A 24,316-nucleotide genomic window follows, 5' to 3' on the forward strand; every position below is an offset into this window, starting at 1 on the left:
CATCTCTATATTTTACGCCGCACAGCGGCGGGGAATTTGACCCGCAGAGATTAAAGTAACGTTGCGTCAGCGCATTTTTAGTTGAAATCGGATGGCGGTGGCTGCCAAGATTTAATAATGGTACTTTGCGATCGCCCGATTCGGTATGATAATCACCACTCGATTGACACGCGATCGCCTGTTGTAATGGTGTGGCAGTCCATTCTGATCTTCCCAAAGCGATCAGCAAACTGAAAAGAAGTTTTGTGCGATTCATTTACGTCACCTCATTTGCATGAACAATGCCAAACTGAACTGACTGTAATGAATACTTCATTCATCACCTCTACTTATATTTCAGGATACAATCAGTAAAAGATTGCGATCATAGGCATTGACAAAAAAGAACTGAGACTGAATATCAAAATCTCAATCTCAGTATTCTTAATGTTATTTTCTAGCAGGTCGAATTTATGTTTATTTAAATTAGTTGCAGTTGTGCTTCAGTGTGATCGCTTGTAGATAAACTACTCCTAATATTCAAGCTTTCAAAACCAATACTTTTGGCACCGAAGACTAATTTTCATTTTTTGAGGAACACGCCGATGATGAAAACGTGATGGGGGAGGAAGTGGCTGATTTTTAGCATTAGTCAATAACCAACAATAAACCAACCAACATCCATAAGTTAGAAAGTAAACTATAGTTTCCATAATTATTTGTAATAGCGTTGTTCAATCCAAATACGCATTTCAGCTTCAGAAGCAAGGCTAATTTTCTTGTCTGTCAGAGGATCGTAAGCTTGCCAATAAGAGCGTCCATGGCGATCTTTCTTCTGCCAAACTTGCACATCATTGCGACTTGTCAAATATCGAAATAAGTGAAGTAAAACACGGTTGAAAATGATTTTGATATCGGGCTTCTTTTGTTGATAAATATAGGATAAACTCATATTCTTCATAAAAACTTAAGTTTAGCTCATTTCTTATTTTTAGTTTTCCTATAAATTTCTTGTTAAAAGAAGGTACAAAATAAAACATTTTAAATAGTACAGTTTAAACCAATACCAACTGTTCTAGATAAATGAAGTGAAAGTGTACTAGGACATCTATCAAAGAATCACTTATGATGACTAAACATCATCGGATTGTCATTCTTCAAGAAGGACGGAACCGTGAGAATTCCTTTAGAGCGGCATTCATCCAAAGCAGTTTATTTACAGATCCGCGATCGCATTCGTCGTTTAATCGAAACCGGAGCCTTGCAAACTGGCGACAAACTGCCTTCAATTCGTGCTTTAGCCGAAAATACAGGAGTTAATAAGCTAACCGTTATCGAAGCCTACAACGTTCTGGAAGCTGATGGATTAATTGCAGCGCGTCCAGGTTCAGGGTATTTCGTCAATCCCACCATTCAGCCAAAATCTGTTTCAAATTTTGCACCGCCGCAAGATGTGATCGTCTCCGAACAACCACCGCCATATCCATTCGAGGAAGCCAAAAGCGGCGCGTTTTTTAATCACTATATGGCATCGCTGCAAGCGCGTTCCTCACCAGGAATGATTGACTTAAGTAGCGGGTTTCCCTCAGACTCCGGTTTAGAAGATTTACCGCGTATTGCCCGCAGAGCAGTTAAGCAAGTGAGTGGTAGTTTATTTAACTACGACAATCCACAAGGACAATTAATGCTGCGGCAGCAAATTAGCCGTATGCTTGTACAGCAGCATGGCATGAATGTTACACCAGAGGATCTCATTATTACCAATGGTTCTAAGCAAGGGCTTTCGCTTGTTGTTCACTACTACGTCAAACCAGGCGATTGGGTCATCGTTGAAAGTCCTACCTGGCACGGAATGCTATCACTTTTATACAGCATGGGAGCAAGAGTCATCGGTATTCCAATGACTGCTGAAGGAATGAATCTAGAGTTATTAGAAAAGAATCTCTACACGTATCGCCCAAAGCTGATTTTTACCGTCAGCACCTTGCACAATCCTACCGGAATCACCACTGCGCAAGCACATCGTCAGCAATTGCTACAACTTGCGGAACATTATGACTGCGTCATTCTAGAAGATAATGCTTATGAAGGGTTAAACTTTGAACCTGTCCCCGCCCCGATTAAAGCTTTAGATCGTAAAGATATCGCAACTTATGTCGGGACTTTTTCTAAAACTTTAATGCCAGGTATCCGCGTCGGTTACTTAGTTGTTACCGGAAAGCATTATCAGCCGTTAGTCGAACGCAAGTTACTCGACGATCTGCACGTTTCTACAGTATCTCAAGCAATTGTCAGTGAATATCTCGCCTCAGGACACTATCGCCATCACCTAGCGCACTTACAAGCCCAGCATCGTCAAAGCCAAACGGCAATGTTGAGTGCTTTGCATAAGTATTTCCCGTCCTCCGCATCGTGGACAGTTCCTAACGGTGGGACTTTCTTGTGGGTACAAATGCCTCCAGTACCAATGGCTGAAATTTGTCAGAAAGCTTTGTCACACGGAGTTTTTGTCGCTGAAGGATCGCCATTTTTCCCAGGACAACAAGGCTATCCCGCATTACGTCTCAATTTTACGCTATCACCTAAGAAGATCGAGCGGGGTATCTCAGTGTTGGGAGAATTAGTACAAGCGTACTTGTTGTCATAGACAAAGACCTAGCGGAAATATCTTTAACAATAAGCTCGGCTTACGTCAGTATATTTTCGTTACATTACAGGTACTTTCGGATTTAGACATAAGTTCCTTCATGTAGTGGGTTTTGTTGAGTATTACAGAGAGCTTTTGCTTTTACGCTTATCAGAATATACTCTGAGTTCAGGTGTACTATCAGCAAACATAAATGTTTGATTGATAGATGCTCATCTTGCTTTGGATAGTGGGTATGCTGTTAATCTCACCCTGTCTCCAAAGTTAATGAAGCTTAACCGCGCGAAGGTCAATGATTCAGAAGCCAGTAGAACTTAGCCACAAACCTTACTATGAAACACAAATGGGGGCAGCCTATTTAGGCAATAGCTTGCCATTACTAAAACAACTTCCTAATGAGAGCGTTGACCTGATCTGCACATCCCCTCCATTTGCCTTAGTTCGGAAAAAAGAGTATGGGAACGTAGATGCCCATGAGTACGTTGAATGGTTCAAGGTGTTCGCTAGAGAGTTCTACCGAATTCTGAAACCACAAGGTTCATTGGTTATTGATATTGGTGGTAGCTGGGTTAAAGGCTATCCAGTGCGCTCGTTGTATCATTTCGAGCTAGTTATCGAACTTTGCAAACCCCAGAGGGAAGGAGGAATCGGATTTTTGTTGGCTCAAGATCTGTACTGGTATAACCCAGCTAAACTACCTACACCTGCGGAGTGGGTCACAGTACGGAGAGAGCGAGTTAAGGATGCTGTTAACACAGTTTGGTGGCTATCAAAAGATCCTCATCCAAAATCTAATAATAAGCGAGTTCTACGCCCTTACAGTGAGGCAATGAAGAATTTGCTTAAGAATGGATATGATGCTAAAATGCGCCCTTCTGGACATGACATCTCAACTAAGTTTCAAAAGGATCGTGGCGGCGCTATTCCTCCTAACATCATTGCTGACCCTGCAAGTGAATTAGGGTCTTTTATTGGTAATGCGGTATTGGGATCATTTAACTGGGTTCTAGAAAACGATTTAGCACAGCCAGTCAACGTTATTTCGGCTTCTAATACTGCCTCAAACGACTACTACCAAAGGCGATGCAAAGAATTTGGCATCAAGCCTCATCCTGCTCGATTCCCTCAAGCATTGCCTGAATTTGTTATTAATTTGTGCACAGAACCAGGAGATTTAGTTGTTGATCCGTTCGCAGGATCTAACATGACTGGAAGAGTTGCAGAAACGCTACAAAGACAGTGGCTGGCATTCGAGATTGATGAAAATTATCTCCAAGCTTCAAAATTTAGGTTTGAGCCAGAAGCCCCACTCATTGTTACTCCACTCATGGACTTGGAGAAGCCAGCAAAGCAGAAAGCCTTAGAGTCAGCACCTGTTTCCACAGTAGATCAACCCTCTAAGCAAAAAACAGAGCAGAACGTGATGCAGCAGCTAAACCTGTTTAATCAGGAATTAACAAGCATGGAAGAACACAAACTGAGGTTTACCTACGGACACCAATTTGAACCGGAAAAATTTAGCCTGTCAGAAATTGTTCAACTTTGCCAGGATTGCGAACCAGACCGCCGTCAGTTACAGAGTCAAATTGCAGAGAGATTTTTCTCAACTCACTCTAGTCAAAACTCAAATCCTACTAGAGCAGAAGAAAATATACGTAAATTAGCAATGAATTGCTTCTTGTCTTTAAGAGCTTATCAGCTAGTTGAGAAAACCAACAATGATTGGAGCTACCAAGTTACTGACCTGGGCAAACAGATTCTTCAGCAGAGCGATCCCCAAGAGGCTTTAACAATATTTGCTCGGCACATCCTAACTAATTTAACGGGAATGTCTCTGCTAAAAGCAATTGAAGCAATCAACGCTAGAGGAGACAAGCCTCAGTTAGAAACAATTGCTTATGAATTACAAGAAATGGGCTACGCTCTTTCTCCAAACGCCATTTATACTAGCACTATGCGAAAATGGTTAGAGTTAGCAGGGGTATTTGAGCGGGAGTATGAAATTAATTGGGATGTTGTTTCAGAGATCCTAGAAATTGATAAAGACTATATTGATGAGCTTTACACCCTAACTCCTGAGCAGAAGTATTTTCTACTAGCAATGATTCATTTAGGAATTGAGGACTGGACGCTTTCAGACAAAGTAGTTAAGTATGTCACTAGTGTCTACAAAGTCCGGCTAACATCCAAGATGAGAGTGCAGGAAATTATCACACCATTAACAAACGTTGGATTGATTGATTCAAAAAAATCAACGGACGGCAGAGGGGCAAAGTCTCACTATGTCAAGTTGACAGAGAAAGCAAAGGGTGAGTTAGTTTCTTCGCTACTAGCGAGCATCGCGGAGATTACAAAGCTCTCTGAGACTGAGCTAAACCGAACTTTTGAAGAAGTTGTCGCTGACTTAAATCACCCAGATAAGCACGTTAAAGGGAAAGCCCTAGAGCTTTTAGCAATTTGGATGATTCGATTGACTAGCTTGCGATTTACTCAATGGCGGACACGGAGTTATGAAACTGGACAGGGTGAAGTTGATGTTTTAGCCGCATCAGATCGCTTCGTTTATCATCGCTGGCAAATTCAGTGTAAAAACACTAAAAAGGTTGATGTTGAGGTATTAGCAAAAGAAATTGGCATGACCTTTGTAACGGGGGCTGACGTAGTAATGATCGTAACTACAGGAGAGTTCAGTAGAGATGCTTTTCAGTACGCCTACCGGATGATGGAAGTTTCCCGTTATTATATGGTCTTGATTCAACGTGAAGATATTGAAGCCATTAAAGAAGATCGCACTAACATCATTCAAATTCTCGACAAGAGAGCTAGACGGGTCTTTGCAAAGAAAGAACTGGGGTTAACACAAGAGGAAATTGACGATATTGACGCCGAAGAAGCTTCTTTAGCCTTTGAAGACGATGTAGATACAGTAGTTGAATAATTTAAGCTTCGTTCAAAGCGGAAATTCCAAAATAGATGACTAGTGCTAGCGGCAGAGTCAAGCTTAGCGTCGATATTAGTAGATAAATTCTGATATGATTTGCGTCGTGTGGTGTAACACAATCAACAATGACTCACTCTGTCTCGGTCACGGTTCCGGCTACAACGGCTAACTTAGGTCCTGGTTTTGATTGTATTGGTGCAGCGTTGACGCTGTATAACCGATTTAAGTTTACGCATCAAGACGAAGTAGCTATTCATGTTACAGGGACAGAAAGCGATCGCGTCCGCACGGATAACAGTAATTTGGTTTATCGCTCGTTTGTCAAATTGTATGAACATATTGGACAAAATCCACCATCTGTGCATATAGATATTGCGATGGATGTACCGCTTGCGCGGGGTTTGGGAAGTTCCGCAACGGCGATTGTTGGGGGTTTAGTTGGAGGAAATTTACTTGCAGGCGAACCACTTGATACAACTGCGGTGATGGAGTTGGCGATCGCTTTAGAAGGACATCCTGATAATGTTGTTCCGGCGTTGTTGGGGGGATGTCGATTAGCAGCAAGTGTTGAAACGCTAAGTCGCCAACGCTGGGAAATTTGTGATGTACCTTGGCATGAAAGTGTTGTACCTGTGGTGGCAATTCCTGATTTTGAGCTTTCGACGGCTGAGGCGCGGCGAGTGTTACCGAGTGAGGTGAGTCGTGCGGATGCGATTTTTAATACGGCGCATTTGGGGTTGCTATTGCGCGGCTTGGAGACGGGAAATGAAGATTGGATTCGGGCAGCTTTGCAGGATCGGTTGCATCAACCTTATCGTCAAGCTTTGATTCGAGGATATGAAGTGGTACAGCAAGCGGCGGTGGATGCTGGGGCGTATGGTTTAGTTGTTAGTGGTGCAGGTCCTACTTTACTTGCTTTGACAAACCCCAGACAAGCTGAGCCTGTGATTGAGGCGATCGCTCAAACTTGGCAGCAAGTAGGAGTAAAAGCCCAAGTGCGATCGTTGGAAATTGACAATCAAGGTGCGCGTAGCTCTAATGAGGTAGCCTAGTAAGTATGATGAATGACATTCAAGCAGAAATTACGGCTATTCAAACTCAAATTGAGGCTCTATGTCAGGAACGTACTTCACTGACAACTGATCCAATAGATTTAGAAAGTGCGTCTCCAGAAGAGATTGCAAATGCTTACCGTCGCCGTGCTAAACAAGATTTACAATTATTTGCAGAAGTTAAAGGTATTGACGATGCGATCGCTGCTTTAGAAGCGCAACTTGCTCAAAAAATTGAGTTGGCATCGCAACCGCAGAATAATTCTCTAGAACAACGTGTTGTTGCTGGTAAAAGACAGGCTTTAGCCCAAGCTGAACGGATTAATCAACTCGCCGCTGAACTTGCTGCTGAACTACAGTCACTCAAAGCAACTGCGGATGAACTCAGCCCCGGTTATTGGCAGGTGTATTACAAACCTTTGATTACTGGCTTTAGATCGATCTCGGTTCCCTACGTGCGTACTGATAGCGATGTGTTAACAATTGTAAATCGCATCGTTTAATTCATGCTCTTTGAGCAACCTGAAGCACTGAGAGGTAGGAAACTGGGATACTTGTAATCCAATTTCTCGCAAGTACTTCCTTTAAACCAGCAAATAATGCCACTTAAAAGCGTGAGATAGTCATCAATACTATATGCAGCTTCCCAGGTTAATTGTTCGGATTCTAAATCCTTAAATAGCCCTGACGCGATCGCTGTTTGTCCTAAACCTACTGATACTTTCTTCCTGAGTGCTTCTCACTTCATATTCTGCAAGAGATGGTGCATAAGTTTGATAAACCTCCTGCAATAGTTGGTAAATAGCGTATGGAGGTTGAATTGGAATAGCGTTCCACAGCAAAATCAATGAACCGTTGTCTTGCAATGCAGTAGCAGCTTTTGAATACCCAATCTCAGGTGAAATCCAATGAAAAGATGTTGCAGCAACGACAGCATTGAATTTCTTAGCCTCCACGTGCCACTCTTCAAAAGAAGTATTTACAATCTTGACATTTGGATACTGAATGCAGTTTTGCTGTGCTAACCGGCACATTTCTGGGTTTGGTTCTAGGCAAATCATCGAAAAGCCACGATCTGCAAATGCGACTGTTGCAATCCCAGAACCACAGCCTACTTCTAAAATAATTGCTTCATCAGGCAGTTTGGCTAACTCTATTGCGCGATTAATTAGCTGTTGAGGATAGCGCGGTCTTACTTGGTTGTAAGCCTCTGCGGCTGCACTGTACCAGTTTTTCCTTTGTTCTGAAGTATGGACACTGGCAACTGTACTGTACCAGTCTTTGGCTTGTTTTAGTGTCATGGGTTTCGAGACTTTTAAGTTATATACGCTGTTGCGATCGCCACCTTATTTCCTGCTCTTAACATTTATTCATTAAGATTTGTAATACAAAACTGCACTAAGTATTTATTCTTAAAATGCTAATTGCTATGAATATACCTTTTCAAAACTTCACGTAACTTAATAGAATATATGGCATAGGCAATAGGTATTTATCCTCAGTCATGCTTAGCACACAAATTCCTTGGTTAACAACTATTATTCTGTTACCGCTGGTGGCTGCCCTAGCCATTCCTTTAATTCCAGACAATCAAGGTAAAACAGTTCGCTGGTACGCCTTAGGAGTAGGGATAGCGGATTTGGTTCTGATGGTATACGCCGTTTGGCAGAACTACGATTTACAAATCTCAACATTTCAACTAGCAGAAAGCTATCCTTGGATACCCCAGCTAGGCATGAACTGGTCGGTTGCGGTAGATGGCTTATCATTACCGTTGGTATTGCTAACAGGTTTTGTCACAACTTTGTCAATCTTGGCAGCGTGGAACGTCACGAAAAAGCCACGCTTGTTTTTCGCGTTGATGCTAATGATGTACAGCGCACAGATTGGCGTATTTGTTGCCCAGGATATGCTGTTGTTCTTCCTGATGTGGGAACTTGAATTAGTCCCTGTCTACTTACTAATTTCGATTTGGGGAGGACAAAATCGCCGCTATGCAGCAACAAAGTTCATCCTCTACACTGCTGCTGGATCGATATTTATCCTAGTAGCTGCGTTTGCGATGGCAATGTATGGTGATGTCGTTACCTTCGACATGGCAACTTTAGGTATTAAGCAATATCCTAGAGCGTTTGAACTTTTGGTTTATGCTGCACTACTCATTGCTTTTGGCGTCAAATTACCAATTTTTCCACTACATACTTGGCTTCCAGATGCCCACAGTGAAGCTTCTGCACCTGTTTCAATGATTTTGGCAGGAGTTTTGCTCAAAATGGCAGGCTACGGGCTAATTCGCATGAATATCGAAATGTTGCCCAATGCCCATGTTTCGTTTGCTCCCGTACTGGCAATTTTGGGTGTCGTTAATATTGTCTACGGTGCATTAACTGCGTTTGCACAAACAAATCTCAAGCGCCGTTTAGCTTATTCTTCAATCGCGCACATGGGTTTTGTATTAATTGGTATTGCTTCGTTTACCGAACTTGGTATTGGCGGTGCAGTACTGCAAATGGTATCGCATGGTTTGATTGCGGCTAGCTTATTCTTCTTATCTGGAGTCACTTACGAGCGCACGCACACGTTGATCATGGAGAAGATGGGCGGTATGGCGCAAGCAATGCCCAAAGTTTTCGCACTCTTCACCGCTGGGGCGATGGCTTCGTTAGCGTTACCTGGTATGAGTGGCTTTGTTGGTGAATTAACAATCTTTTTGGGAATTACCACCAGCGATGCTTACAACCCTGCGTTTAAGGTTGTTGTCACTCTCTTAGCTGCGGTGGGTGTAATTTTAACTCCCATTTACCTGTTGTCGATGCTACGTCAAGTATTTTACGGTAACGAGAATTCTGGAATTGTCATTGAAGAGTATCTTGGTGACGCGAAGCCACGCGAGGTATTTATTGCAGCTTGCTTACTATTGCCAATTATCGGCATCGGGATGTATCCTAAATTGGCAACTCAGACATATGATGTCAAAACAGTTGCAGTTGCAGCACAAGTACGCCAAGTGTTACCAACAGTTATCGCGCAAAAACAGCGATCGCCTCTCTATTCAACTGCATTAGTTGCACCACAGCTAGCTGTACCTGAATCACAAGTACTGATTGCTAGCGAATAAGTTAAATTCCACTGTCAACCTAATGAAGATCTTACGCTCCTTTTTACTTGCTCCTATTTTTGCTTTAGCTTTTAGTACCGTTGCTCAAGCCGCAATTCAAACGCAAGTTGTGGAATACAAGCAAGGCAACACAGTATTAGAAGGATACCTCGCCTACGATGATGAAATTCAAGGCAGGCGTCCTGGTGTTATGGTTGTTCATGAGTGGACAGGAATCAATCCTTATATTCAACAACGCGCACAACAATTAGCAAAACTAGGATATGTTGCGTTTGCAGCGGATATTTACGGTAAAGGTATTAGACCTAAAAATCCCCAAGAAGCAGCAGCACAAGCTAAAATTTACAGATCTAACCGTCAGTTAATGCGCGATCGCGCTTTGGCAGGATTACAAGTCTTACAAAAAAATTCTCTAACTGATGCCCAACGCATTGCTGCTATTGGATATTGTTTCGGTGGTGGCACTGTATTGGAACTTGCCCGTAGTGGGGCAAATGTTGCTGGCGTTGTCAGTTTTCACGGTAATTTAGATACGCCAGATTCCAGTGATGCGAAGAATATTAAAGGTAAAGTACTTGTCTTACATGGTGCTGAAGATCCTTTAGTACCACCCGAACAGGTTTTAGGTTTTGCTGAGGAAATGGGCAATGCTGGAGTTGATTGGCAATTAATGGCTTACGGTGGTGCGGTTCACAGTTTTACAAATCCTGAAGCAGGTAGCGATAAATCTCAAGGTGTAGCGTATAATCAGTTAGCTGATCGCCGTTCTTGGCAAGATATGCGGCAGTTTTTCGCGGAGATTTTTGGAGTAAGATAGCGAACCGCAGAGAAATGAGTGAACAAGATCTTGTAGCTATTGCACAGTTAGAGGAAAAATTAGATGCTACGTTGCAGGTAGTGTCTAAACTAGTGACTGCTTTGGATTCTATGCGCAGTGGCGATCCTCAGTTTATTTTTGAGATGGACTTAGTTAAGCACTCTTTATGTGAAATAGGGTATTTTGAAAACAAGCCTCTAGAAGAGTAGGCTTAATTATAAGCATTTTTTTGATATGAAACCTGGGCATTTGTAATCTGTTGGCATTCTCTTGCCCAGAGAGGAAATTTCATGCCTGTTACCTTTAGTGACATTATCACGGCTTGTAATTCTGAAGAAAACTTTCTCCAAATTTTTCAAAATGCCTTCTCTCAGGTTGATCAGCCGCTTCTCCAAGAGCATCGTATAATTTTAACAGCTTGTTATAGAAATCCAGGACTTTCTCTAACTCTAAAAGGAGAGACACCAGAATTCTTAGCTCAGTCCTGGTTGCAAAAGTATTGTTATAGCTTCGAGAACAGAATCTCAAGACGAATCTCTCAACCTCCGAGAACAGTTGCTGATCCAATCGTCGATACAATTATCAAAGCTAGGTTAACAGGATTAACTGAAAAACATCTTGAGCAGATTAAGTATGCTCATAGATTGTCCATGTCAGCAGAAAATATTCAAGGCTTACTTCTTGAAGAATTTCTAGCTGAACAACTAGCTGATTATGGTTGGTACTGTTGTTGGGGAGAAGTTATCCGCCACGTCGATTTTTGCCACATAGATGGCTCCCTTTTACAAGTAAAAAACCGTAGTAATTCAGAAAATAGCTCTTCTTCTAGGGTCAGGATTAATCAACCAATCGAAAAATGGCACAGGGTTGATGCAAAAACAGGACTATACAAATGGTCATACTTTAATACGAAATATAATACAAATCGCTTCTCCGAAGAAAACTTTATTCTTTTTGTTCAGAAAGTTTTATTAGCAAATCCAAGTGCTTTAGCACTAGAAGCAAATAATCCTTGGCAATCTTTGTCTCAGTCTTCAGACTAAATTCAAGGAAAGTTGTTTTACAGATGGTTCCAGAGAGCCTAAAGTTTCAATAGTCCAACTTACATCATCAGTCTTGTGATACCGCGAGTAGGGAAAGTCGGGGTAAATAGTTGGTGTTTCGCCCTTGAGGTGGTTTAGTAACATTCTGGCGATCGCTTTTCCTAAAGAACAGGGCACAGCATTTCCAACTTGTCGATATTGATCGAGTAAACTTCCTGCAATTACCCAATCATCGGGAAATTCTTGGATTCGCTTGTACTCTTCAATACTCAGCGGTCGATTTTCTTCTGGATGTGCCAGATCTGTTGCAGGCATTGCAGGATGCGTCACGAGCGTTGGAGCAGGCTTATCCCAGGCTAATCTCCGATAAAAACCTGTTTTTCCACCTCCTGCGTGATAAGAAGCCCCAAGTGCTTCTTGGTGCAACTCTACTGGCAAATCTCGCCAACATTGTCCAGGTTTCAAAAGTTTATAGTATCTGATTCGTTTTTCAGGAAACTTGATGAATTGATGTTTATCAGGAAGTCCTGCTAGCGCATCTCTCAATGTTCGCCAATGAGGAAGTCCATACAAACCTTTCTCCGAATGAGTTGGTGTGAGATAGGGAAGCTTTTCTCCGTCACGGCTGCAAGCAATTACAACTCTTTCTCTTTGTTGTGGCGAACCAAAATTGGCAGCGTTGTACAAGTTGAAGGAAACACTATAACCAGCTTCTTTGAGCTTCCGAGTGATGAAAAGTAGTGCACCTCCCCGTTGTTCATCCTGAGATAATGATGGGTAGTTATTTCCTCTCATCTCATGTGGTCTGTGCTTTAACGGAGCAGATAATAGTCCTCGGACGTTTTCTATTACTGCGAACCTCGGTTTGAGTTCGACAATCAAATCAATGAAAGTTAAAAAGACATTTCCTCGTTCATCATTGAACCCTTGTCGCTTACCTGCACTGCTGAAAGCTTGGCACGGGGGACCACCAACAATTACATCAATCTCTTCTTCAGAACTTAATCCCGCCTTTTCCCGAATTGCTGTAGCTGAGTAGTCTCTAATATCTCCAATTAGCGCGATATCCGGTCGATTCGTTTCGATCGTTTTTCGGGCTGCTGAATCTATTTCACAAGCGAGAATTACTTTGATTCCTTCCTTTTCCAGTCCTAAATCTAAACCCATGCATCCAGAGAAAAAACTTAATGCTTTTAGGGATGGTTTACTAAAAGATCTCCTTGCATGATCCCGAACAAATCTGCTTGTATCCTCCTCTTTAGATCGATACTCATCAACAGATTCCGCCGCAACAATCCATCGGCTGCTAATCCTTTCTCCGCTGATGTCACCGTAGCGGAGCAATTTGCGAACGTATTGCTCAGAGCAATTCAATATTTCCGAAGCTTCTTTCACAGAGAGGTATTGAGCAGACATAGATTTCGGACACGAAACTCAAACTAAGTACCCAAATTCAATCTAATTATAGTGTCTTTTCCTACTAAGTGCTGTTTGATGTTTGTGCAGGCAGTTTATTTAGAAAGAATGATCCAAACCGCATGAACAATTCCTGGAATGTAACCCAGTAAAGTTAAAAGCACATTGATCCAAAAATCTCTACCCAAACCTACTTGCAAAAATACACCAAGAGGCGGCAAAAAGATTGCGCATATTAGGCGAAGAATATCCATTGTATTATGTGATGTGACAACTTTTTATTGAATTAAAGGGTGGTTTTTAGCACACCGGTATTGGTAATTATGCTAACACCTTAACTTGATTGTGGTGCAGCGTTAATTTGCCTGGATTTTGTAATGAACAGTGGGCGTATTTAGAGCCATTGTTGCCATCTATACTTTACTTATTCAAGACTACTAGGTAGAAATCTTGACTCAAGATATGTTTCACTAGGAGTATGTAAGAAACCTTGTCTAGCCTTTTTGTACCACTTTTTTGCTTCTGCCCGATCTACTTCTATACCGTCATCACCAAACAGAAAAATCCCTGCTAAATTATTTGAAGCTAGACCATAACCCTGTTCAGCTGCTTTCTTATACCACTTAACTGCTTCTAAAATATTCCTCTCTAGGCCAAGACCTAGATGGTAAGTATTTGCAATTATACACTGCGCTTCAGCCTCTCCACAATCAGCAATTGGCTTTAAAATTTTAACAGCAGTTGTGTAATCTCCTGCTTGAAATGCAGCTATCCCTTCTGCTAAATTTGGCATCTTAGCTATATTCTTTATGATTAACTTCTGACTGGATTAACTACTCTTAGTAAGTAGGAACAAGCTACCCACCACTGATTTTTGCTTTGTAACCTTGTTGAGTAAGAATTTCAATAATTTTTTGCTTGTGATCGCCTTGAATTTCAATTTCGTTGTCTTTAACAGTTCCGCCACTACCACACTGTGATTTGAGTTGCTTTACCAAAGCTGTTAAAGTCTCTGGTGTGGATTGAAATCCACTAATTACCGTTACTGTTTTACCTTTACGTCCTTTACGCGAAGCTTGGACGCGGAGATTTTGTTGCGCGGGTGGTAAGTCTTGAACACCGCGTTCTAGCGCAGGAGAGTTATCGCCGCCAAACTCGCGGTATACATAGGGACTATCTGAAGATTTACGATTTGCAGCAGCCATAGTAGAAGTTGAAAGCTTGAGTTTAATTTATAATTAATTAACTGTATTCCGTTATTTTAGCCAGTCTGTGACTACTACTCCCTTACCTGCACAATCGCAAGCTGAACAACGCCCCGACTCACTCGGACGCTTTGGGCGCTTTGGTGGTAAATATGTACCTGAAACGTTGATGCCAGCATTGAGTCAACTCGAAGCAGCGTATCAACAATATCGCCACGATCCAGAATTTATCGCCGAGTTACAAGAATTGCTGCGAGATTATGTAGGAAGGGCTACACCACTATATTTTGCGGAACGTCTGACGGCGCATTATGCCCGACAGAATGGCACAGGTGCGCAAATCTATTTAAAGCGCGAAGATTTGAACCATACTGGCGCGCACAAAATTAATAATGCCCTAGCGCAAGTATTACTCGCTAAACGCATGGGTAAGCAGCGGATTATTGCCGAAACAGGTGCAGGACAACACGGCGTTGCCACAGCTACAGTTTGCGCGAGATTTGGCTTAAAATGCATAGTTTATATGGGCGTTCAAGATATGGAACGCCAAAGCCTTAACGTATTTCGGATGCGGTTAATGGGCGCGGAAGTTAGCCCTGTGTCAGCGGGAACAGGAACGCTTAAGGATGCAACTTCTGAAGCAATTCGCGATTGGGTAACGAATGTAGAAACGACTCACTATATTTTAGGTTCAGTTGCAGGTCCACACCCGTATCCCATGATTGTACGTGATTTTCATGCTGTGATTGGTAAAGAAACTCGCGCGCAGTGTCTAGAAAAATGGGGGGGATTACCTGATATTCTGCTCGCGTGTGTGGGTGGTGGTTCTAACGCAATGGGCTTATTTCATGAATTCGTGAACGATTCCTCTGTAAGATTAATTGGTGTTGAAGCCGCAGGCGAAGGCGTCAATACTGAAAAACACGCGGCCACTTTGACTCAGGGGCGTGTTGGCGTGTTACACGGGGCGATGAGTTATCTTTTGCAAGACGATGACGGTCAAGTTTTAGAAGCACACTCAATTAGTGCAGGGTTAGATTATCCTGGGGTAGGACCTGAACATAGCTATTTAAAAGACATACAACGAGCAGAATATTACAGCGTTACTGACGAAGAAGCGTTAGCCGCATTTAAGCGTACAGCACAACTAGAGGGAATTATTCCGGCGCTTGAAACTGCACACGCGATCGCGTATCTTGATACTTTATGTCAACAACTCGCAGGAAGTCCGCGAATTGTCATCAATTGTTCGGGGCGTGGCGACAAAGATGTACAAACTGTCGCAAAGCATCTTCAGTAAATTTTGTTAATAGGTAATTGGCTTAATCGTCTCTCTTCTGCTTTGTCCTCCTCGGTTTTGAGAATCAACTCTACGCACTGGTGCAGGCGATAATTTTTGCAAGATCTTTAATTGCAACGATACAGTTGGTAGTTGTAACCATTGACGGGTGGTGAAGATAGAGCATCAAATGTACAGCTATCTACTGCTAGTGGGGCGTGAAAATTAATTAACCACAAGTCTAGCGGCCGAGGAAAATTATTTACAGCTTGTTGTAAAGTCGTCGTGGGTGCGCTGGTTTCACGCGCTAGCAGAAATTGCGGCGTATCAATTCCAGCCAATTTAAATTCCCTTCCTAGACCCATCATTTCGCCAATTTGCACGTGCGTTTTGTGTGTTGTCGCAATAAGTATTGGCGATCGCGAGGCATTTTGCATAATTTCCAGCATCAAGTCAGGGCGGTAGTATTTTTGATAACCCAAATTACACACTACCGTAATTGCACTTAGTAGCCCCATTAGCCAGATTAACGCGACAGCACGTTTTCCTTGCTGATCAGGAGTCCGCCAACATACTGCAAGACTTGCTCCGAGTAAAACCATCACCGCCGGAAAGTAGACGAAGTTGTAACGCGCACCACGAGTCAGATCAATTCCAAAAACGTAAGTGAAGAAAAAGAACAACGCGATCGCACTACACACAATTCCCACAAAAACCCGCGTCATTAAACGCGTTTTCGATTGCGTGAGTTTTACTTTGATGCCACGATACAACCAAGGTAGCGCCCATAAAAAGAAAATGAGCATCACAAAACCCGAAGCAATCACAATCGGTAGTTGTCGAGCTTCCACTGGTAGCAACGATATCATCGTCAGCCAAGCTGCTAGTGCTTGAAAAATCGGATTAAGTAACACCAATAATCCATTGCTTCCATTTTGAATCCAATCAGTGAGATCGCTACCATAATTGTTTTGGAAGAATACAGGTAGCCACACTAAACCACCCAAAAACGTCCCCACTGCAACGAGCAAAATTTGCCACCAAGGATCAGCACTCCACATTAACCGAAAGCGAGTACGCCGATGCTGACGCCACCACAACACGCTTAACACAATAGCTTCAGCACACAAAGTCAACACAAAAAAATAGTGCGTGGCCATTCCTAAAAAATTTGCAGCAACCCAAACAATAACGAGCCACAGAGGTATTAGTTGACGGTACTCAAGCCGTCGAATTGCGATCGCTAAACAACTCAAAGAAGCAATCACCCATAAAATTGCCAGTGTGTAATGTCGGGCTTCTTGCGCTAGAAAAATGCCATAAGGCGAAACCGCCATCATCGCTGCCGCTAGCTGACTCACAAGGCGGGAACGAAAACTCAGCCAACTCAATCCATAAATTGCTGGAATCGATACCGCACCAAGTAACGCCGGAAGCGATCGCGCCACCCATACTGAAACCAAATCGGTTGACTGCGGCAACCAAAAATTCATCCACAAATGCGCTAGCACAAAGTACAGTGGTGGATGATTGCTTTCTGTGATTAAGTTTTGAACGACTTGGACAACGCCATGATTTGGGTTACGCTGCAACGGTTGCAAAAGTGTATCAAGCGCGATCACCTGATTCAAAGGAACACCAAGAAAACTATTACCCAAGCTAAAAACTAGCGTTGAGAACTCATCTGTCCATGGTGGTTTACTAGCAAGTAGCGTCAACCGCAAACCAACAGCGATCGCTGTCCATCCCAGCAGTAACAATATATCTTGGTATTCGGTCTTGAGCTTGTGATTGCGATTTGACATCGGTAAAGAAGTGTTATTTAAAGGCTGGTAACTGGTCATTCGTCATTGGTAATCCGTTAACTAGTCTTTATTACCTGTTACCCGTTACCCAACACAGAAAAAGTGTCATGACTCATCAGTTTTTTAATATTTACTGACACAATTGAAACAGAAGTGCAGTTAATTCCTGATGTTCTGTGACTAATAAAGCTGTTGAAAAGATTCTGGCGCGTGTTTTGACAGGTGACGAATTATCTCCACAAGCGGGAGTTATTTTGTTACAGCAGACTGATGTAGAAGCGATCGCAGCAATTCGCGATACCGCCGATGAACTCCGCCGCCTACAGACAGGTGATACTGTAACATATGTCATTAATCGTAATATTAACTTTACTAACATTTGCGAACAGCACTGTAGTTTCTGCGCATTTCGCCGCGATTCTGGTGAAAAAGAAGCTTACTGGCTTGATTGGGGGCAAATTCTCGAAAAGACTACCGATGCAGTACAACGCGGTGCGACAGAAATTTGTATGCAAGGCGGATTAAACCCGCAAGCGAAAATCAACGGGCGTTCTTTGCCTTATTACCTAAAACTTGTAGAAACCATCAAAACACAATTTCCGCAACTGCACTTACACGCTTTCTCACCCCAGGAAGTTGAATTTATCGCGCGAGAAGACGATATGAGCTATGCCGCTGTCATTGCTGCTTTGCGTGATGCTGGAGTGGGTTCAATGCCAGGAACCGCAGCCGAAGTCCTCGACGATCGCGTGCGGCGGATTTTATGTCCAGAAAAAATCAACACAGCGACTTGGATTGAAATTGTTAGTACCGCGCATCGCTTAGGTTTACCAACAACCAGTACGATGCTTTCTGGACATATTGAAACACCCCAACAGCAGATTACTCACCTCGAACAACTGCGATCGCTACAAAAAACAGCGCGCGATCGCGACTATCCCGCAGCAATTACCGAATTTATTTTGCTACCATTTGTCGGTCAAGAAGCTCCCAAAGCATTACGCCGTCGTGTCGGTAGAGACCAACCAGTACTTGCTGATGCCTTATTACTCACAGCAGTAGCACGGATTTTTTTAGGAAACTTGATACCCAACCATCAACCAAGCTGGGTCAAACTAGGGCTAGCAGGAGCAACAGAAGCTTTAAAGTGGGGTTGCAACGATATTGGCGGCACTTTGATGGAAGAACACATTACTACAATGGCGGGTGCGATCGGCGGTACGTGTATGGAAGTAGCAACATTACAGGATGCGATCTCCTCTATTAAAAGACCTTACGCCCAACGCGATACTCTCTATTGCCTAATCAAAAAAGACTAGAAGCAAACGGTTAGTAGCTAGAAGTGGTGAGTGGTATAAAAAACTCTTCCCCCTCTGCCTCCTCTGCCCCTCTACTCCAAATAATTGATCCCCGCAGTGCCAATCCGAGATAGGATGGACGTTGATTTCTGTCTTTTCTCACTTAATGCTTATGAAGCGCTATTGGTCACGTCTACTTGCCCTCACGTTGGTTGTTGTCATCGGCTTGACTGGCTGTTCTAGCAACGTTTTCTCGGATAGTCTGAGTGGGGATTATCGTCAAGATACGCTCGCTGTAGTAGATACACTGAGAAATGCTCTTGATTTACCTGATGATGCGCCTGAAAAAGCCGAGGCGCAAACAGAAGCCCGCCAAAAGATCAACGAATTTGCAGCGCGTTATCAACGAGATGGTAGCGTTGCTGGTTTAAGTTCTTTCACGACAATGCGAACTGCATTAAATTCTTTAGCAGGACACTATAGTTCTTACCCAAATCGTCCAGTCCCAAAAAAACTCAAACAACGTTTAGAACAAGAATTCAAACAAGTAGAAATGGCGCTTAACCGAGGTAGCTAAACTCTTCATAATCATAAAAGATAAGTTGCAAGTAGCGAGCAAGTTCACTACTAAAAAATAAAATCTTACTCCTCAATGAATTTGACAAGATCAGTCGCCAAAAGCTAATAGGTCTAATGATTTGAGCAGTTGAGCTAAACACCTGAGACGGTTTCCTTCATGTGCCACACTTAAGAAATTAAATGGCTAAGGAAACCGAATCAGAGCTTTTGTAGTCTCTAACACTAGTCTTAAAGACTCTATAACGCAGGGTACTTACTAGTGACTTATTAGCGTGCCTTGCAACGTTGTTCTAGTGCAGCTAGTAACAGATAAGCTAAAGCGCTGTTTTTTTCAGCAACGCTTGTCGAGGTCATCACGTGTGCGTTGATGATTAGCCTTGCCACCATCAGTCTTACAAGACTGATTTATTGATCGTACTTATGTTGTGTTTGTGGTAATGTTCAACCATCGTTTGAGATTTGCCCGTCCTCGCTTTGCTTGGCAACGCTTGGCTGCTACTGTGTTGACAAGTAGCTTATTGAGTGCCAATTTTGGTAGTCTGCCGCCGGCTCAAGCACAAACAACAGCGTATTGTCAGCTAACAACAGCAGCAACCCAAGAAAAAGAAACTTTACGTCAAGCAGCACTACGAGGCAACACAGACGCGCAGAATCGCTACAGAGCGCTTGTAAATCAACACGCTCAAATTTTACAGGATTGCCGCAATCGCACTTGGCCTCAAACCCAAGCAGTATGGCTACGGTTATATCCGTGTGATGTGCAACCAGGAGTCCTCGATAAAGTAATGGACCATGTTGTTAATCGTGGCTATAACCAAGTGTATGTAGAAGTATTCTACGACGGTCAAGTGTTACTACCAGCAGCAGCAAATCCTACAGTTTGGCCTTCAGTGGTGCGAGTTCCTGGGGCTGAACGAACCGATTTACTTGCCCAAGCAATTCAAAAAGGACGCGATCGCGGCTTGAAGGTCTATGCTTGGATGTTCATGATGAATTTTGGCTACTCCTACGGACAGCGCCCCGATCGACAATCAGTACTAGCACGCAACAGCAAAGGCGAAACAAGTTTGTACGTTGTCGATAATGCAAGCCAAGTATTTGTCGATCCCTATAACCTACAAGCCAAACGAGATTATTACCAACTAGTGCTCGAAGTTATGCGCCGTCGTCCTGACGGGGTTCTCTTCGATTACGTACGCTATCCCAGAGGCTTGGGCGCAGGGTCTGTCGTCAACAGAGTTCAAGATTTGTGGATTCATAGCGAAGCTGCGCAACAAGCCTTGTATCGTCGGGCGCTGAACAACAAAGGACTCAATTTGATTCAACGCTTTCTCAGTAAAGGGTATGTCAGCGCCAGAGATATCGAAATCGTCGACCAACTGTATCCGCAAGAAGGCGAACCGTTATGGCAAGGTCGCACGCCGCCCCCAGCACCACAACCACCAAACGAACCGCCAACGGCTGCACAAAGACAGCCCCAACTACAATGGGAATTATGGCAACTCAGTGTTGCTCATGCAATTCAAGGCATCATCGACTTTTTAGCAGTCGCAGCGTGGCCCGTCCAGCGCCAGGGAGTTAAAGCAGGTGCAGTATTTTTCCCAGATGGCAACCAGGCAGTTGGTCAAGGCTATGACTCGCGCTTACAACCTTGGGATCGCTTTCCAACGACTTTAGAATGGCATCCGATGTCTTACGCAGCCTGCAATAATACGAGTTGTATCGCGGCTTTGGTACAGCGAGTTTTGCAGTACGCGCCCCCAGGTACACAGGTTATTCCTGCGATCGCTGGAGTTTGGGGAAAACCAATTAGCAATCGTCCATCTTTAGAAGCCCAAATGCAGGCACTCCGCGCCTATGCGCCACGACTTCAAGGTGTCAGTCATTTTGCTTTGTCTTGGCAAGATCCACAGCTAGAAAGCGAGCGCAAATCTTGTAGAATCCGCTAACCTTCTACAACACCGGTAAACACCCGCTGTGCAGGTCCAGTCATCCACAACCGCTGATCGACTTCAGACCATTCAATTTGTAAACAACCTCCAGGAAGTTCGACTGTCGCTAGGCGATCGCATCTTCCTGTCAATACACCTGCGACTAATGCCGCACAAGCGCCTGTACCACACGCCAACGTAGCCCCTGCACCGCGTTCCCACACACGCATTTTTAAGTAGTCGCGACGCACGACTTGAATAAATTCGGTGTTTGTCCGTTGCGGAAAAACGGCGTGATGCTCAAATTGTGGACCAATCTTTTCTAAAGGAATTACCGCGACATCTTCGACAAACGTAATACAGTGCGGATTTCCCATACTGACACACGTAACATCCCAACTTTGCCCTGCGACTTCCAAAGGCTGATCGATGACCTTCTGATTTTCCGCACCTAAAGCTGTTGGAATTTCGCTTGCCAGTAACCGAGGAACACCCATATCTACTTTGACTTGACCATCAGACATGATTTGCGGTGTAATAGTGCCAGCCAGCGTATGAATCCGTTTTTGGCTATTTTCTTGCTGATTGCCGTCAATTTCTGCGACAAATGCCGCTAAACAACGAATGCCATTACCGCACATCTCCGGTTCTGAACCATCAGAGTTAAAGATCCGCATCGTGTAGTCAGTGCCATTTTGCCCTGGTAGCACGAAAATAACGCCATCTGCACCAATACCAAAATGGCGATCGCATAACTTAATTGCTTGTTCAGGTGTGACGACAGGTTGTGATGACAAGCGATTGTCAATCAAAATAAAATCGTTTCCCAGTCCGTGATATTTAGCAAATTCAATCATCATAGGATTTAAAGTGAGTGAAAATAAATGTAACTTAAAGAGTGGTAATTGGTAACTGGTAAATATCTTTTTGTTTTCGATTACCCATTACCCCTTTCCCAACGAGAAAACCAAATTTATTTATGCCTAGCGAATTTGATCCAGCATTACCTAGCATTCGCCAAGTTCAAACCTTAATTAAACAAGTAAACCGCGTCGAGTTAAAACTTGTCACTGGCGATTTAGTCATGGGCAAAATTAGCTGGCAAGATCAAAACTGTTTATGTATTATCGATGTAAATAATCAGACTATCATCGTCTGGCGACACGCGATCGCTTATCTTAAGCCAATAAACTAGTAGATAAAAGTGGTTTAAAGTAGACCTATTTTCTTCCGTATATATCCACATTGGCTCAGCTTTGCCTGTGCACTCAAATCAACACCTTTTATAAAACTCAATTGCCTGTTTGTCTGCAAGGAGGATATGTTGATGAAAAACCTTGGTAACGAGATGTTAAAATCTTCATAATTTGTCTACCTATGCCCTGCTTGTGATACTCTGGCAAAACAAGTAAGTGCGGATAGTAAACGACTAAAAAGTTATCAGAAATAGCGTTGCCTAATCCAACTAGCTTACTTTTATCCCAAGCAGAAACTAGAAAGTGAGAATTCATTAGTGCATTGTGGAGTTACCGAGGCTTATTAGCTGAAGACCAATGATTCGCTTTATATAAATTAAGAATACTGTGGCGATCAATATCATAATTCTTCTTATAGCTAATTTTTACTTTGTGCATATTTCATGTTCTTTGTTTACTTTTGAGAAGCAGTAAATCTTTTGTGTGACCGTTTACCTGCTAGTTGCGAAATTACTGACTGCTCGATTCGACACAGCCGGACATCTAAAACTTGCGTACCGTATTTTTTATAAAAAGCGATCGCACGGGTATTGCAATCCGCAACTGTCCATTCTAATCTGCCACAATTTGCTTCCTCTGCAATTTGTGCCAAACGTTGCAACAACGCTGTACCAATTCCTTTACCGCGCATCAGTGGCTGTACATACAGATCGCCTACCCAAAGTGTTGGCTGTGCTAAAAAGCTGGAGTAAGCATAGGAAAATAGCGCAAATCCAACCGCAACATTATTTATTTGGGCTAACAACACTTGTGCAAGTGGAGGTTGAGCGAATAAAGTTTGTCCTAACTTATCAATCGTGATTTCTAGAGGCTGGGGATACCTATCAAAGTTTGCTTTTTGCGAAATAAACGAAAGAATTAACTCCCGATCTTCAATCGTTGCTACGCGAATTCTAATATCAATTTCATCCATTTTCAGCTTCCTGAGTACGCCTACTACTCACTGTAGAGAAGCAATCAATAGATGTCCAATATATTTTTAATAGCTCATTTATACTTTAAATATATAAATTGAACACCCATTACCTATTACCAGTTACCCAAATGGAACTGCGACACCTACGTTACTTCATTACAGTTGCAGAAGAACTCAATTTTAGTCGTGCAGCAGAAAGATTACACATTGCCCAACCACCGTTAAGTCAACAAATTCGAGACTTAGAAGTCGAGTTAGGGGTTCAACTTTTTGAGCGAACCAAGCGCAGAGTAGAATTAACAACTCCAGGAAAAGTGTTTTTAGAAAAGTCACGGCTAGTCTTACAACAAGTCGGTCAAGCAATTATTGCAGTTCAAAAAGCCAGTCGTGGTGAAATTGGTCGATTAGTAATTGGTTTTAACAGTTCAGCGACATACAGCGTGTTACCGCAAATTTTACATATCTTTTGCGAACACTGCCCAGATATAGAGTTAGATTTGCAAGAATTAACAACCCGCCAACAGTGCGATCGCCTTCACCACAACCAAATCGATGTTGGAATTCTTTATTTACCGATTGAAAGCCACATCCTTAGTACTACGTCTGTATTACAAGAAAGCCTTGTTGTAGCGATCTCCGAAACTCACGCCTTAGCAGCATTACCCGAATTATCACTCAAAGCACTCAGCCACGAACCGTTCATCTTACCTCCGCATCATTTAGGAGGAGGGTTATACAACCAAATTCTACGCTTTTTTCAACAGACAAATTTCACGCCAAACGTTGTGCAAGAAGCAACGCAACTGCAAACAACAATCAGCTTAGTCGCTGGCGGTGTTGGTGTCGCCCTTGTACCTGCTTCGCTGCAAAATTTACAAAGACCAGGTGTTGTTTATAAAATGCTTCAAGAACCCACTCCAGAACTTGAAATCGCTGTAGCCTGGCGACAACACGACTCCTCTCCAGTTTTACAGAAGTTTGTTAATACCGTTCAAGAAATTTTCTAGAGTTACGAATTTTCTATTACCGATTAG

The 24,316-nt window shown here is 42.9% G+C and carries 24 protein-coding genes and 1 pseudogene; 14 read left to right on the plus strand and 11 right to left on the minus strand.

The window, feature by feature from the left end:
• Window positions 1-256, minus strand: a pseudogene (locus tag NIES1031_RS20295) (hypothetical protein); the annotation flags it as partial.
• A gap of 438 nt (window positions 257-694) precedes the next feature.
• On the minus strand, window positions 695-931 hold the full coding sequence (locus NIES1031_RS20300) for a hypothetical protein (protein ID WP_236738926.1): 237 nt from the start codon (window positions 929-931) through the stop codon (window positions 695-697).
• Window positions 932-1,153: 222 nt separating this feature from the next.
• Between NIES1031_RS20300 and NIES1031_RS20305 the strand changes: the two genes are divergently transcribed.
• The 4 genes from NIES1031_RS20305 to NIES1031_RS20320 all read left to right on the plus strand — a co-directional run bounded on the left by NIES1031_RS20305 (window position 1,154) and on the right by NIES1031_RS20320 (window position 7,122).
• Window positions 1,154-2,626: an aminotransferase-like domain-containing protein gene (locus NIES1031_RS20305; RefSeq protein WP_073551283.1), complete on the plus strand. Its 1,473-nt coding sequence runs from the start codon at window positions 1,154-1,156 to the stop codon at window positions 2,624-2,626.
• 292 nt (window positions 2,627-2,918) lie between these two features.
• Window positions 2,919-5,564, plus strand: coding sequence for a DNA methyltransferase (locus NIES1031_RS20310; protein ID WP_073551284.1), 2,646 nt, complete (start codon window positions 2,919-2,921; stop codon window positions 5,562-5,564).
• A 128-nt stretch (window positions 5,565-5,692) separates the two neighbouring features.
• Window positions 5,693-6,619, plus strand: coding sequence for a homoserine kinase (thrB, locus tag NIES1031_RS20315; protein WP_073551285.1), 927 nt, complete (start codon window positions 5,693-5,695; stop codon window positions 6,617-6,619).
• 5 nt (window positions 6,620-6,624) lie between these two features.
• On the plus strand, window positions 6,625-7,122 hold the full coding sequence (locus tag NIES1031_RS20320) for a hypothetical protein (protein ID WP_236738927.1): 498 nt from the start codon (window positions 6,625-6,627) through the stop codon (window positions 7,120-7,122).
• Window positions 7,123-7,293: 171 nt separating this feature from the next.
• On the opposite strand, the gene NIES1031_RS20325 is transcribed toward NIES1031_RS20320, so the two are convergent.
• Window positions 7,294-7,920, minus strand: coding sequence for a class I SAM-dependent methyltransferase (locus NIES1031_RS20325; protein ID WP_236738928.1), 627 nt, complete (start codon window positions 7,918-7,920; stop codon window positions 7,294-7,296).
• Window positions 7,921-8,123: 203 nt separating this feature from the next.
• On the opposite strand from NIES1031_RS20325, the gene NIES1031_RS20330 reads away from it, so the two are divergent.
• The 4 genes from NIES1031_RS20330 (at window position 8,124) to NIES1031_RS20345 (ending at window position 11,597) form a co-directional block, all read left to right on the plus strand.
• Window positions 8,124-9,737, plus strand: coding sequence for an NAD(P)H-quinone oxidoreductase subunit 4 (locus NIES1031_RS20330; protein WP_073551287.1), 1,614 nt, complete (start codon window positions 8,124-8,126; stop codon window positions 9,735-9,737).
• 22 nt (window positions 9,738-9,759) lie between these two features.
• The gene (locus NIES1031_RS20335) at window positions 9,760-10,554 is read left to right on the plus strand and encodes a dienelactone hydrolase family protein (protein ID WP_073551288.1); all 795 of its coding nucleotides are present in this window, start codon (window positions 9,760-9,762) and stop codon (window positions 10,552-10,554) included.
• A gap of 14 nt (window positions 10,555-10,568) precedes the next feature.
• On the plus strand, window positions 10,569-10,763 hold the full coding sequence (locus tag NIES1031_RS20340; protein ID WP_073551289.1) for a hypothetical protein: 195 nt from the start codon (window positions 10,569-10,571) through the stop codon (window positions 10,761-10,763).
• Window positions 10,764-10,844: 81 nt separating this feature from the next.
• On the plus strand, window positions 10,845-11,597 hold the full coding sequence (locus NIES1031_RS20345; RefSeq protein WP_073551290.1) for a SinI family restriction endonuclease: 753 nt from the start codon (window positions 10,845-10,847) through the stop codon (window positions 11,595-11,597).
• Here the strand turns inward: NIES1031_RS20345 and NIES1031_RS20350 are convergent.
• The 4 genes from NIES1031_RS20350 to NIES1031_RS20365 form a co-directional block, all read right to left on the minus strand.
• A complete protein-coding gene (locus NIES1031_RS20350; RefSeq protein WP_073551291.1) occupies window positions 11,589-13,013 on the minus strand; it encodes a DNA cytosine methyltransferase in 1,425 nt (474 codons plus the stop codon). The genes NIES1031_RS20345 and NIES1031_RS20350 overlap by 9 nt on opposite strands.
• 95 nt (window positions 13,014-13,108) lie before the next feature.
• Complete coding sequence (locus NIES1031_RS20355; protein ID WP_073551292.1) at window positions 13,109-13,267, minus strand: YqaE/Pmp3 family membrane protein; 159 nt, start codon at window positions 13,265-13,267, stop codon at window positions 13,109-13,111.
• 170 nt (window positions 13,268-13,437) lie between these two features.
• Complete coding sequence (locus NIES1031_RS20360; RefSeq protein ID WP_073551293.1) at window positions 13,438-13,806, minus strand: tetratricopeptide repeat protein; 369 nt, start codon at window positions 13,804-13,806, stop codon at window positions 13,438-13,440.
• A 64-nt stretch (window positions 13,807-13,870) separates the two neighbouring features.
• Window positions 13,871-14,218 carry a translation initiation factor gene (locus NIES1031_RS20365; protein WP_073551294.1) on the minus strand — a complete coding sequence of 116 codons (348 nt, stop codon included), beginning with the start codon at window positions 14,216-14,218 and terminating at the stop codon, window positions 13,871-13,873.
• Between the two features lie 67 nt (window positions 14,219-14,285).
• Between NIES1031_RS20365 and trpB the strand changes: the two genes are divergently transcribed.
• Window positions 14,286-15,518, plus strand: coding sequence for a tryptophan synthase subunit beta (gene trpB, locus NIES1031_RS20370; protein ID WP_073551295.1), 1,233 nt, complete (start codon window positions 14,286-14,288; stop codon window positions 15,516-15,518).
• Window positions 15,519-15,625: 107 nt separating this feature from the next.
• Here trpB and NIES1031_RS26560 read toward each other — a convergent pair whose 3' ends face one another.
• Window positions 15,626-17,302 carry a glycosyltransferase family 39 protein gene (locus tag NIES1031_RS26560; RefSeq protein WP_073551328.1) on the minus strand — a complete coding sequence of 559 codons (1,677 nt, stop codon included), beginning with the start codon at window positions 17,300-17,302 and terminating at the stop codon, window positions 15,626-15,628.
• A 176-nt stretch (window positions 17,303-17,478) separates the two neighbouring features.
• On the opposite strand from NIES1031_RS26560, the gene cofH reads away from it, so the two are divergent.
• The 3 genes from cofH to NIES1031_RS20390 all read left to right on the plus strand — a co-directional run bounded on the left by cofH (window position 17,479) and on the right by NIES1031_RS20390 (window position 21,128).
• Window positions 17,479-18,621 carry a 7,8-didemethyl-8-hydroxy-5-deazariboflavin synthase subunit CofH gene (gene cofH, locus NIES1031_RS20380; RefSeq protein ID WP_073551296.1) on the plus strand — a complete coding sequence of 381 codons (1,143 nt, stop codon included), beginning with the start codon at window positions 17,479-17,481 and terminating at the stop codon, window positions 18,619-18,621.
• Window positions 18,622-18,766: 145 nt separating this feature from the next.
• Window positions 18,767-19,177 (plus strand): photosystem II protein Psb27, encoded by a 411-nt coding sequence (gene psb27 / locus NIES1031_RS20385; protein ID WP_218596893.1) that lies wholly within the window; start codon window positions 18,767-18,769, stop codon window positions 19,175-19,177.
• Between the two features lie 439 nt (window positions 19,178-19,616).
• Window positions 19,617-21,128, plus strand: coding sequence for a family 10 glycosylhydrolase (locus NIES1031_RS20390; RefSeq protein ID WP_073551298.1), 1,512 nt, complete (start codon window positions 19,617-19,619; stop codon window positions 21,126-21,128).
• Here NIES1031_RS20390 and dapF read toward each other — a convergent pair.
• Window positions 21,125-21,970 carry a diaminopimelate epimerase gene (dapF, locus tag NIES1031_RS20395; RefSeq protein ID WP_073551299.1) on the minus strand — a complete coding sequence of 282 codons (846 nt, stop codon included), beginning with the start codon at window positions 21,968-21,970 and terminating at the stop codon, window positions 21,125-21,127. The genes NIES1031_RS20390 and dapF overlap by 4 nt on opposite strands.
• A gap of 119 nt (window positions 21,971-22,089) precedes the next feature.
• Between dapF and NIES1031_RS20400 the strand changes: the two genes are divergently transcribed.
• A complete protein-coding gene (locus tag NIES1031_RS20400) occupies window positions 22,090-22,305 on the plus strand; it encodes an Hfq-related RNA-binding protein (RefSeq protein ID WP_073551300.1) in 216 nt (71 codons plus the stop codon).
• A gap of 97 nt (window positions 22,306-22,402) precedes the next feature.
• On the opposite strand, the gene NIES1031_RS26445 is transcribed toward NIES1031_RS20400, so the two are convergent.
• Both NIES1031_RS26445 and NIES1031_RS20410 read right to left on the minus strand, forming a co-directional pair.
• Complete coding sequence (locus tag NIES1031_RS26445) at window positions 22,403-22,621, minus strand: GNAT family N-acetyltransferase (protein WP_218596894.1); 219 nt, start codon at window positions 22,619-22,621, stop codon at window positions 22,403-22,405.
• 139 nt (window positions 22,622-22,760) lie between these two features.
• On the minus strand, window positions 22,761-23,279 hold the full coding sequence (locus NIES1031_RS20410) for a GNAT family N-acetyltransferase (RefSeq protein ID WP_073551301.1): 519 nt from the start codon (window positions 23,277-23,279) through the stop codon (window positions 22,761-22,763).
• Window positions 23,280-23,410: 131 nt separating this feature from the next.
• On the opposite strand from NIES1031_RS20410, the gene NIES1031_RS20415 reads away from it, so the two are divergent.
• Window positions 23,411-24,289 (plus strand): LysR substrate-binding domain-containing protein, encoded by an 879-nt coding sequence (locus NIES1031_RS20415; protein WP_073551302.1) that lies wholly within the window; start codon window positions 23,411-23,413, stop codon window positions 24,287-24,289.
• The last annotated feature ends 27 nt before the right edge of the window (window positions 24,290-24,316 follow it).

Source organism: Chroogloeocystis siderophila 5.2 s.c.1 (genome assembly GCF_001904655.1).
Taxonomy (GTDB): Bacteria; Cyanobacteriota; Cyanobacteriia; order Cyanobacteriales; family Chroococcidiopsidaceae; genus Chroogloeocystis; species Chroogloeocystis siderophila.